General features: G+C 47.8%; 8 protein-coding genes. 5 read left to right on the top strand and 3 right to left on the bottom strand.

All coding sequences use genetic code 11. The features are described from left to right. The first annotated feature begins 197 nt into the window (after positions 1–197). The gene (locus ACR6Z4_RS26110) at positions 198–1,370 is read left to right on the top strand and encodes an ABC transporter substrate-binding protein (RefSeq protein WP_479720274.1); all 1,173 of its coding nucleotides are present in this window, start codon (positions 198–200) and stop codon (positions 1,368–1,370) included. Positions 1,371–1,665: 295 nt separating this feature from the next. Here the strand turns inward: ACR6Z4_RS26110 and rpmB are convergent, their stop codons facing one another. Continuing rightward, the gene (rpmB, locus tag ACR6Z4_RS26115) at positions 1,666–1,902 is read right to left on the bottom strand and encodes a 50S ribosomal protein L28 (protein WP_479720275.1); all 237 of its coding nucleotides are present in this window, start codon (positions 1,900–1,902) and stop codon (positions 1,666–1,668) included. 206 nt (positions 1,903–2,108) lie between these two features. Further along, on the bottom strand, positions 2,109–4,100 hold the full coding sequence (htpG, locus tag ACR6Z4_RS26120) for a molecular chaperone HtpG (protein WP_479720276.1): 1,992 nt from the start codon (positions 4,098–4,100) through the stop codon (positions 2,109–2,111). Positions 4,101–4,612: 512 nt separating this feature from the next. Here htpG and ACR6Z4_RS26125 point away from each other — a divergent pair. From ACR6Z4_RS26125 to ACR6Z4_RS26140, 4 genes are all read left to right on the top strand, one after another. Then, a complete protein-coding gene (locus tag ACR6Z4_RS26125; protein WP_479720277.1) occupies positions 4,613–7,168 on the top strand; it encodes a HEAT repeat domain-containing protein in 2,556 nt (851 codons plus the stop codon). Between the two features lie 210 nt (positions 7,169–7,378). Next, a complete protein-coding gene (locus tag ACR6Z4_RS26130; RefSeq protein WP_479720278.1) occupies positions 7,379–10,093 on the top strand; it encodes a PAS domain-containing sensor histidine kinase in 2,715 nt (904 codons plus the stop codon). Between the two features lie 7 nt (positions 10,094–10,100). Further along, entirely contained in the window at positions 10,101–10,784 is a 684-nt protein-coding gene (locus ACR6Z4_RS26135) for a hypothetical protein (RefSeq protein ID WP_479720279.1), read from the top strand. Continuing rightward, positions 10,766–11,416: an alpha-ketoglutarate-dependent dioxygenase AlkB family protein gene (locus ACR6Z4_RS26140; RefSeq protein WP_479720280.1), complete on the top strand. Its 651-nt coding sequence runs from the start codon at positions 10,766–10,768 to the stop codon at positions 11,414–11,416. Before ACR6Z4_RS26135 ends, ACR6Z4_RS26140 begins: the two co-directional genes overlap by 19 nt. On the opposite strand, the gene ACR6Z4_RS26145 is transcribed toward ACR6Z4_RS26140, so the two are convergent. Then, a complete protein-coding gene (locus ACR6Z4_RS26145) occupies positions 11,373–11,708 on the bottom strand; it encodes a hypothetical protein (RefSeq protein ID WP_479720281.1) in 336 nt (111 codons plus the stop codon). The genes ACR6Z4_RS26140 and ACR6Z4_RS26145 overlap by 44 nt on opposite strands. Positions 11,709–11,814: the final 106 nt, after the last annotated feature.

Raw genomic sequence — 11,814 nt, forward strand, 5'->3', positions numbered from 1 at the left:
CAAAAAAACTCGGGTTTTATGCAATCCATGATCCTAAAAACTTGTCCGAATCAATGATTGGTTACCCCAAAGGGCATAAACAATCGCGGTTCGGGCGGCTTTAGCCTACCGTCCAGTCGATGTTTGAACGTTCATTTTTGCTGACTGATCATTGCTCACTCATCTTGTCGTTTTACGTTTGGAGTCGCTCATTGTCTATGAACCTGAGACCGTCTCAACCGTCTTCTCAACCCTATCCTCGTCCTACCAAACTAACGCCCAGGCTCAATGCCAGTCGTCGCAGGTTCCTGCAATTTTCTGCGGCAGCTTTGTCCAGCATGGCTTTTTCTAATTGTGCTAGAGGCACCATCAGTGGGTCTGTTGCAGATGCAGATACTCCGGCAGCACCATCGGGTGATCCCAATACGCTCTATATCTACACCTGGGCAGATTATTTAAGCGAAGATTTGAATGCCCTGTTTAAGGAAAAGACTGGAATCAATGTGGTGGTTGATGTCTATGATTCCAACGAAACCATGCTGGCTAAATTGCAGGCGGGTGGCGGATCGCAATACAGCCTTATCTACCCATCTGATTATATGGTGCGGCAGATGACTGAATTGCAGTTGCTAACGGAACTGGATGCCAGTCGCATCAACGGGTTGGATACGTTATTAGAAAAGTGGAAAAGTCCAGTCTATGACCCTAACAATGCCCATAGCGTGCCCTTTACCATCGGCACCACAGGGTTGCTTTACAACCGCGATGTTTTAGATGGGGAACCGGAAGGATTAGATTTTCTCTGGCAAAATCAAGAGGCACTGGCTGGCAAAATGACGTTGTTGGATGATGTCCGCGAAACGATGGGAGCCGTATTGAAAATGCTGGGCTATTCCTACAATGCTACGGACTCGGCACAGCTAGAGGAAGCATACAACAAGCTGTTAGAACTGAAACCGGCGATCGCTTCATTTCAAACCTATGGTTGGGAAGATCAACTGATTTCAGGCGATCTGGCGATTTGTATGTCTTATTCAACCCTGGGGAATTTATTACCGATCGACCATCCCAATCTGGTCTACGTGATTCCTAAAAACGGCACCTCGGTATGGACAGATACGATGGCAATTCCCACCTCTGCACCCAATGTAGACGCTGCCTACACCTGGATTAATTTTATGATGGAACCGGAAAATGCGAAGACTGCGGTCGAGACACTCAAAATTGCAACTCCGATTGTGCCTGCCTTTGAGTTGTTATCGAGTGAGTTGAAAGCCAATGCAAAACTCTTCCCCACCGCAGAAATGTTGGACAAATGTGAGGGGATCGCGCCAGTTGAAGAGGTGATCGACTTGTACGACAAACATTGGACAGAACTCAGAAGTGCCTAACCAGTTTGGTGGGTCAGACCAGGCAAAGTCTAGTCTGACCCACCAAACTGCTCATTCTGGGACTCTCACCCTGGTTCTCAAGACTCAGACGTTTTTAGCCCATGCAAAAAGATAGGGGTTCGACCATCCGTACCCCTACCCCAAAACGTGTTGGTTTCTACAGCCGGTTTAGAATCGACCCCAAAGGCGATCGCACCTGACAGCCAGTCTCTTAGAAATTAACCCAGGCGTCTTGTACAACAAACCTGGGTCGATCAAAAAGCTAAAGCCTGCAATTGAGAGATTTGCTAATCCTTTAATATTTGCGCAGGTCGATCCCCGCTTCTTTTGCCATTGCAGCAATCCCTTTCTTCTCAAGGGTTTTAATCGCTTTTGTTGAAAGACGCAGTCTCACCCAGCGTTTTCCTTGGGGCCACCAGATCCGCTTTTCTTGCAGATTGGCTTCCTGAAGCTTCTTCGTCCGACGGTGAGAGTGAGAAACGGCGAACGCATTATTTGCCTTCTTACCAGTCAAATCACATTTACGAGGCATGGCTGTTCCAGTGAATTCAGTCTACTTAGGCACGATTAGCGATTATAGCAGAATTGTCAGGGCAAGTCATGGAAAAAAATTGCTCGCGATCGCAATGTGCAAGGTCGTTCAACAAAAACGGTGTGGTGGGGCGCATAGCGCCCCACCACACCGGACTGAATCAACAGACGCGATAGGCGATGGATCGCGTCTCTAGTGAGAGCGCCCTATTTTTCGGTTAATCGCGTTAACACCTGGTTCGATCGCTCCACAAAGGACTTCATGCCATCGGCATCAAACCCTTTTTGTGCCATCAGTGCCAGGTCATAAATGTGCTGACACATCAGGGTGCTGAGGTCGTTGGATGCGGTTGTTCCGTCTGCTTGCAGGATGCTGCCCTGGTTAAGGGTCACGAGATTTTGAATCAGGGGATGAGCCGTATTGACCAGCAATGTGTGTTCTTCTGGGAACTGCATGGCTTGCTGGCTCAACAAGGCATTCATCTCTTGCATTCGCCGCAGCACTTCGGGCAATAGCACCATAGCAGGCGGGGCAGCTTCTGCATTTTCAGACTTCAGCGCTTCTGTGCGAATAGTGAGCTTGGGTTTGTTGAGCGCTTTTTCAAACAATTCTTTAATTTGTTCGCTGCGGGTTTTGTTGGTTGTGGGATCAACAATGTCACCCGACTTATCCTGGTCAATCAGGGTCTCGTCCAGGTCAGAATCGACTCGCGAGAACCGGACATCGGTATGCTCTCGCTCCAGGAAACTGATGAAGTGCGAGTCGATAAACGAGTCCATATACAAGACTTCGATGCCCTGGCTCTTGTGCAGTTCTACATAGGTTGCCTGGGATGCGGAGTCGGTGCAGTAAAAGACGCGGTTTTCATGGCGCTCTTTATTGCGCTCCAGATATTCCTTCAACGTCGTGTAAGGAGTTGTTGAGCTGGTGCTGCCAGACTCAGCCTCAGACGTCACATCTTGCCAAACATCACCGTCGGCGGATTGTACCTGCACAGCGGGGGTCGCCCCTTGATCGCCACCGACAGCACCCTGGTAGGTGGTGCGGTAGATCAAGATATCTTCGACCTGTTTTTTGAACTTGTCGTCGTTCATAGAGCCAAACTTGACGAACGTGCCCAGATCTTGCCAGCTCTTGACATAAGCGTCGCGGTCATCCCGGTAGAGTTCTTTGAGGCGATCGCCTACTTTCTTGGCAATATAGTCGGCAATTTTGCGGACTGTGCGATCGTTCTGTAAGAAGCTGCGCGAGACGTTGAGAGGAATGTCGATACTATCGATCACACCCCGCAACGGCAGCAAAAAACGAGGGATCACCTCTTCGCAGTTGTCGCTGACAAAGACTTGATTGCAGAACAGTTTGATCTGTCCTTTAGTGACATCGACATCGGGCTTGAGTTTAGGGAAGTAGAGAATACCATTGACCACAAACGGATAATCGGTATTCAAATGCACCCACAGTAGCGGATCTTCCTGAAAGGGATAGAGATAGCGATAGAACTCTAGATAGTCATCTTTGCTAAGGTTGCCGGGAGACTCTTTCCAGGGAGCTTTCTGTTTGTTGATTTGCTCACTATCCAACAGGATAGGATAGGGCATGAAATCGCAGTAGGTTTTGACCAACTGCTTGATGCGATAAGGTTCTAAATATTCCTGTTCCTCATCCATCAAGGTCAGGGTGATGGTTGTGCCGCGAGTGGTACGGGTCGATTCACTCAACTCAAACTGAGTCGAACCATCGCACGACCAGTGAACGGGGGTTGCGCCATCTTGATACGACAAGGTGTCAATATCGACCTGAGACGCCACCATGAAAGACGAATAAAAACCCAGACCAAAATGCCCAATGATCTGTTGGTCGGTGCTGTTTTTATACTTTTCAACAAATTCTTCTGCGCTAGAAAAAGCAACCTGGTTAATATACTTTTTCACCTCATCGGCAGTCATACCGATGCCCGTATCGGAAATCGATAGCTTTTTGTTGTCTTTGTCGAGGGTGATTTCAATTTTTGACTCGCTGATATCCCCAGAATATTCTCCCGAGCGGGACACCATATCCAGCTTTTTAATTGCGTCTACCGCATTGGAGATGAGTTCCCTTAGAAAAATCTCATGATCTGAATAGAGCCATTTCTTAATAATGGGAAAGATATTCTCGGTATGGATCGTGATATTTCCCTGTTCCAGGATGGTTGTCATAGGTCTACTTCCAACGTCTAAAGCAAAATTTGCGATCGAATGTGAGGCTTGCAGCGCAATCTATCAATATTTTGGGCAGTCCCTTTATATTTTAATCGGGGGTTGTCCTCCCTCTGGAGATACGGATTTCCCTACCAAGACGAAAGTAATGTTGAGATGACAGGGCGTTGGCAGCTAATTCGGCGTCGCTGAATAAACGGATGAATTTGCCCCCCAACCCCCAATTCTAAGGGAGCCGGATTGCTCAAATTCTCCCATGTGTGGAAATCTAGGGGGGCTAGTCACGTTGCCATCGCTCACCGTTCATCTCTGTATCCAGCAACAACTCCAATTCGGTTAACCTGGCTTTCTCCCGTAGGTTGAGTTAAGGCAGATAACCTTTTGCACATCGGAAACATCACTGGCTCAACCCGGATTTACAATGCCTGAAGGCGAAGTATCCAGTAACACCATTCAACGTCGAGCGATCGCCTTGAATACTTTCCTCTCGTGCTGCCCCCACAGAGAAACCCATGCGAAATCCCTTCTCCATCGCTTTAAAAATTGCTCTCCTCAGTTTCTCACTGCCGTTGCTATTCACTGGTTCTGCCTGGGCAAAAACCTGCACAGAAGCAGACGTCAATGGCTACCTCAGCAATCGTAGTGATGCACTGTTTGACTGTGATGCCGATGCGATTCCGACGCTAATCAAAGCTCTCGAAAACAACAATGCCAACATTCGAATTCATGCCGTGTATGCTTTATATTTCCATGTTGGCATACAAGATGACCTGGTTGTTCCTGCTTTAGTTCAAGCTTTAAACGATGAAAATGCTGAGGTTCGTCAGACTGCTGCATCTAGCTTATCCATTGCTGCCATTAAAGCTGATATCGCAATCCCTGCCCTTATAGAAGCGCTTCAAGACGGAAACTCAAAAGTTCGTTCTGCTGCGGTCTATGCACTCAGGAATTCTGGCACTCAAACTAACAGCGTACTTCCTGCCATATTAGAAGTATTGAAGGATAGCAACGCCGATGTCCGAAGTAGCGCGGCAGCCGCTATTGCACAGATTGGTGCAGATACCAAAATTGCTATTCCGGCGCTGATCGAGGCTTTAAAGGATGAGAATGCTGCTGTCCGTAGCTATGCCGCTTATGCCTTGAACAGAAACGATGAGGACTATAAAGTAGCTCTTCCTGTCTTGATAGAGACGCTTCAAGATCCATATGCCCATGTGCGCAGTAATGCAGCTTATACGATACGGGCGATCGGTGTAGAAGATGAAACGGCTATTTCCCCCTTGATTAATCTGATTAAGGATGAAAACCCATCTGTTCGGAGTAGTGCTGCTTACGCATTAGGACTCTTTAGCACAAATCCTGATTCCGTCCTCCCTACATTGTTTGAGGCATTGAAAGACAATGAGTTTGAGGTGCGCAAAGAGGCTGCGCGATCGCTAAAAGATATTGCAGCTAATCAGTATCGCCATGCGTTGACGATGCCGCAGACTGAGCAAGCATTGGCAGTTGTTTTGACCATTAAAGACGTGTTAGCCGATCCAAGGTTGCAAAAAGATAATATCTATCTGGATGATTATCGTCTGAGCGTGGAGACGTCGCTGGAATCGCTTCAGAACAAGCGGCAGGCATTTCTGCTGCAATCTGTTGCTGAATGGATTTCAGCCGGAAAACAAGTTTGGTTAGCTCACGCCGCATTTTGGCTGGCTCTGATTCTCCTCTATCCCAAATCTCCGCAGGTACAAGCCATCTTCTTTTGGAATCCCTGGGTGCGGAAGATTATGGGATTGGGCTATGTGGGGTTTGCGTTGACCTGGGTGCCGTTTCTGCGGCGATCGCTCTTTTCCCCCTTTCGGGAATCTCTGCTCGCCGATGCCGGATTGGAGAACTTTAAACCAGAAGCCTATTTTGAAAATTCAGAGGTCAAAAATCCTGATTCAGGGGAGAGTGTTCCGATTCGGGCAGCGGTTTCAGGGTTTCAGGGGCAACTGGTGCTGGAAGGGGCTTCGGGATTGGGCAAGACGATGTTTTTACGGCATCTCTGCCAGCGATCGCAACGAGTTGTGGTATATCTTCCGGCAACCAAGTGTGCTGATGGTGTGATTGAAGCAATCCAAAAGAAGTTGCATGGTGAGGAGATTAAAGACCCGAAGTTTTTGCAAAATTTGATTTATAGTGGGGCGATCGCTATTTGTATTGATGGTCTGAACGAAGTGAGCGCGGATACACGAGCTAAGATTGTCGAATTCACCGAAAACTACTTCAAAGGCGATATCATTCTGGCAACGCAACCCATGGAATGGATCCCTCCGGCGACGGCTAAACGGATTGTCATGCAACCCTTGGGGCGATCGCATGTTGAAGCATTTTTACGCTCTCGGAATCCATTGATTCCCGACTATGCTCCCATTCGTGGTGAAGCCTATGAGCAATCTTGCACCCGTTATCTGGAACAAGTTTTAGGCGATCGACAAGATGCTGAAGAACTGGCAGCCGCTCAACGGATTCTTTCTAATCCAATGGATCTAACGGTGATTGCTTCGATGATTGCCGCAGGCAAACAGCCAGACTTGTTTCGGTTACAGGAACAGCAATATACGGTGATGGCAGAGGAATATCGAGACAAGCATCTGGGGCGAGAATTTCCGCTGGATGTTTTCTCGGAAGCCGTTTACCAGATGCGGCTTAAAGATGAAGCAGCATTACCCGACGCTCAGTTTTTAGAGGAACTTTTGGGCATGGAACGGCACAAAATGGTGGTTAGCCGTCAAGCTACGGATAGCGAAGGAAAGCCTGCCAAAGAATGGTATTTTCGCCACGACAAAATTGCAGAGTTTTTTATTCTTCAAACATTTTTGGCGTACCCAGAGCGACAAGAACAACACCTGGGTGATCCACGTTTTCGAGGGGTATATTTTATGTTGGCAAGTTTTCTAAAATTGGAGGATGCGATCGCCCTGCGTGAAATGTTGATTCAGTATGCGGCTGATACCAAAGACCACACGGTCAGCGATACCTTTGTCCAGTTATTGCGATCGCGTAGAGTAAAACCTGTGCAAACAGCAGCGTAAAAACTTTTCCCGGTGAGGTAACGAGTTGAGGCGATGAAATTGGGTGGGAGTGCCGCGCGGAGCGCAGCACTCCCACCCAATTTCATCGCTAGATTAAGCCATGCCCGATACGTTGCCTAAAATAAACTTTTGATGACTACGGCTTACTCTTTAAAAACGGCTGTAAGCTGGGATGAAAATGGGTATCCCATCTTTTTAGGGAGTGGAAAGATGTCCCTTGGGAGATCGACAACATCAAACGGGGGGGAGGCGACAGTTCCAGATTTGGCAATGGTGTTCAATGCAGCTCAAGCCATATCTGAAGAGCTTGAGCTGGATCGCTTACAGATTACTCTGACCCGAGTGATTGCAGAACAGATAGGGGCTGAGCGAGCAGTTTTTGTTTGGGCTGGAGATGCTGAATTAACCCTTGCAGCAGAATATCGTGTGGGGCAAGTGAGCGGTTGGAGATCGCCCTGTTTAGACCTGGGTCAAACCGTTCCTTTGAGCTTAATCACGAAAGTCAAACAAACGGGTAAAGTGTATGCGATCGACGATGTTAGCCGAACGAGTGCGCCAGCCCACCAGCCTCAGATAACACGCTCCCTGGATGATTATCTAGATGAAGCTTGGGATGGTGGATCTATTGATGCCTATTTCAGCCAGCAGCATCCCAGGTCTGTGCTATGTCTGCCTCTTTTGAGACACCCTTTACCGCTTGGAGACTCTCAAACCACCAGGTCAAGAACTAGTACTCTTGGTAAAACTCCTGTGCCACAACCGTCTGATGATATAAATTCTGATGATATAAATTCTAATGGTATTAATTCTGATGGTATCAATGCTGATGATATAAATTTGGATGGCAGAATACTGGGCATTCTTTATTTGGAGCATTATCAATCGAGGGGTGCATTCACTGATGCTGTGCTTGCACCTCATCGGGACAGTTTGCACTTTCTTTTGACTCAGGCAGCGATCGCGATAGAACATGCCCTCCATCGCCGTCAGTTAGGAGACCATGCCCGCACCTTGGAACAGCAACTTGCCGAGCAAAGCCAACGATTGCAACAAGAAATGTCAGTTCGTAAACAAGCAGAAAAAATATTTGAACGTGCTTTTTATGCTTCACCCTATCCAGTGGCGATCGCTAGTTATGCGGAAGGTCGTTATATCGAAGTAAATCATAGCCTTTGTCAACTCATCGGCTACGCCCGCGAACACGTGATCGGCTATAGCACCGTCGAACTCAACCTGTGGGTGACAATAGACGACCGGATGAAATTACGACAATTGTTGCAAGACGCAGGGCGATTTTTGAATCTAGAAGTCAGGCTTCGGACTCAAGCGGGCGAGATCAAAATTGTGTTGATGTCTGCTGAACTGATTGAGATTGATGGAATTCCCTGCATTCTCTCGGTAATGCATGATATTAGCGATCGCAAACGTAGCAAAGCCCATCTTGCAAATGCCCAGAGAATTGCTCACATCGGCAGTTGGGAATTTGATTCTTTAAAGGGGGAAAACAGTTGGTCAGAAGAACTGTTTCATATTTATGGGCTTGACCCCGATCAAGGTGAACCGACCTATGAAGAATTGAGAGATCACCGTGTTCATCCAGACGACCTCTCCCTCTGGCAGACACGGTTTGAGCAGGGCATAGTTAACTATATGCCGATTGAACTCGAACATCGTATCATTCGACCCGATGAATCCATCCGCTACGTTGAAGTTAGAACCGAACCCATTCTCAATCAACAAGGGGAGCTGTTACGGTTGTTTGGCACGACGATGGATATTACAGAACGGAAACAGGCAGAAATTGCGCTGCGGGCGGCAGAAGAACGCTGGCAACTCGTTCTCAAAGCCAATAATGATGGGATTTGGGATTGGGATAAAAAGAATCACACCATGTTTCGATCTAACCGCTGGAAAGAAATTATGGGATATGCCGAGGAGGATGTGTTGGATGATCCGGATGAATGGCTTAGCCGCATTCATCCCGATGATCGCGATCGCATTATGGCGATTCATCAAGCCTACTTGCACCGCAAAATTCCGCAGTATGCTGTGGAATATCGTGCCCAATGCAAAGATGGCACCTATAAGTGGGTGCAAGTACGAGGGCAAGCTATTTGGGATGATACAGGAACACCGATCCGACTGGTCGGGTCAACTACTGATATTTCAGAACGTAAGCAAGCAGAAGAAAACCTGCGTCAGGCAAAGAGTTTGGCGGATGCTGCCAGTCAAGCTAAAGATGAATTTTTGGCAAATATGAGCCATGAATTACGCACCCCTCTCACCTCTATTTTGGGCTTGTCTGAGGTATTGCAAGCGGAAATGTTTGGCGCACTCAATCCTCGACAATATCAGTACATCTCAACCATCATCCAAAGTGGGAAGCATTTATTGGAATTGATCAATGATATTCTTGATCTTGCCAAAATTGAATCTGGCAAGATGGACTTGCAACCCGCTATCGTGGCGCTACAACCGTTGTGCTACGCCAGCCTTAACTTCATTCAGCCGATGGCAGATGATAAGCAAATTAGCCTCAGTTTGGCGATCGCCGATGATGTCCAGATTGCAGAATTAGATGAACGACGGATGCGCCAGATCTTGATCAATTTGCTGAGTAATGCGGTGAAATTTACGCCATCGGGAGGACAGGTTGAACTCGCGGTTGAATCAGATTTAGCGCACTCTGTTTTACGATTTAGTGTATCTGATACAGGGATTGGCATCGCACCCGCCGATGTTGAGCAACTGTTTCAACCCTTCGTGCAAATTGATAGTTCTTACTCCCGTCGATATGCAGGCACAGGGTTAGGACTGACGCTCGTGCGACGGCTTGTCGAACTGCATGGAGGCAGCATTTCTGTGGAAAGTGAGGTAGGAAAAGGCAGTCGGTTTACAGTTTCTTTAGCACACCATCATTCTTAGTGACAGTATGACCCATTCTTCTACCATTGATTTTGCATCTCCGGCTAGCCCTGACTTTGCTGCCATATTGACGCAAGCGGCGAATGCATTTCGGGGAGGGCAGCAGGATGCGGCGGCACCATCACCCCATTCTGGGTTCCAGTCCAAACGCGATCGCCCGACGGCTGAGCAAGTGGTGAATGCCTTGTTACAAGCCGAAAAAACAGCGAAGCAACAGCGGCTTAGCTATCCATTTGCCAGCCTGAATGGACGCTGGCGTCTGTGTTTTGCCACAGGCACCCGCAAAGTGCGCCAACGGGGCGGCATTATCCTGGGTAAGGGGTTTTATCTGCCCAAGTTTGCTCCGGCGCATATTTGCTTTGCTGCCGCAACCGATGCAAACAGTAGCCCAGATCAGGGTGACATTAGCAATCAAATTCAAGTCGGTTCGGTAACGGTAAAATTTACAGGACCGCTCAAGTACATGGGCAAAAAAAATCTACTGGCTTTTGATTTTAACCAGATTCACGTCAGTGTCTTGGGGCTGACGATCTACAAGGGTGCTGTGCGTCAAGGTAAAGTAGATCACCACGATTTCTATCAACAAGCGATCGCCACCTTACCGTTCTTTGCTTTCTTTTGGGTTACAGACGATTGCATTGCAGCACGCGGTCGAGGAGGTGGACTGGCACTATGGATTCGCGACAACTGAGCCTCTGGGATCGATCCCCATTACCCAATGAAGATTCAGCGATCAAGTTAGATTTGCCCGATGCCGAGATATATTTCTATCCGGAGATATTCAGTCAGGCTGAAAGTGATCAATGGTTTGCAACGCTCAATTCATCCATTCAGTGGCAGCAGGATTGTATCAAAATTGCCGGACAAACGATCCCCATTCCGCGGCTCACAGCCTGGTATGGCGATCGCAACACAACCTATACCTACTCCGGCATTACGATGGTGCCTCATCCCTGGACGGAGCCGCTCCTGCACATTAAATCAATGGCAGAAACCTTAGCGCACACCTGTTTTAATAGTGTGTTGCTCAACCTCTACCGCGATGGCAATGATAGTGTGGCATGGCACAGCGATGATGAACCCGAATTAGGTCGTGATCCAGTGATTGCTTCCCTCAGTTTGGGGGGAACCCGTCGATTTATGCTGCGGCACAAACACAATAAAGCCTTGAAGTATACGTTAGACCTGACCCAGGGTAGTGGCTTGCTGATGCAAGGATCGACCCAACACTACTGGTTGCATCAAGTCCCTAAAACAGCAAAACCCGTTGATCCCAGAATCAATCTGACGTTCCGTACGATTCAGAGGAGCGATCGCCCATGATGAGTCCCTGCGGATCAAACAATTCTAACAATGCAACCGTACCCACAAAGAAAGTATAAATCCCATACGAGATCGCTGCTTTTTGCTTAGCCGGTGCAGATCGGGCAGCAATTAACCCTTCGATCAAATGGGAGATCAACGCAAACCGGGCGAATGCAACCATCCAGACAGGCAGATCAAAGGTTGCATGGGTCATCCAATACGCAGACAGATTCCATAGCTCTAAACCCAGCGCACTGGAAATGAGAATGATAGAAATTCCTTTGATCAGCGTGAAGAGTTTTGTTTTCATGGGCAATCTGTAAGGTGTAGACTTTTGGGTATTGCTTAAGTTAACAATGACATTTGGTGTAAATTCTACACCGTAGTACTTGCATTAAATGTCATTGCCTAAATCG

It is taken from the genome of Calyptranema fuscum S582 (assembly GCF_055793305.1).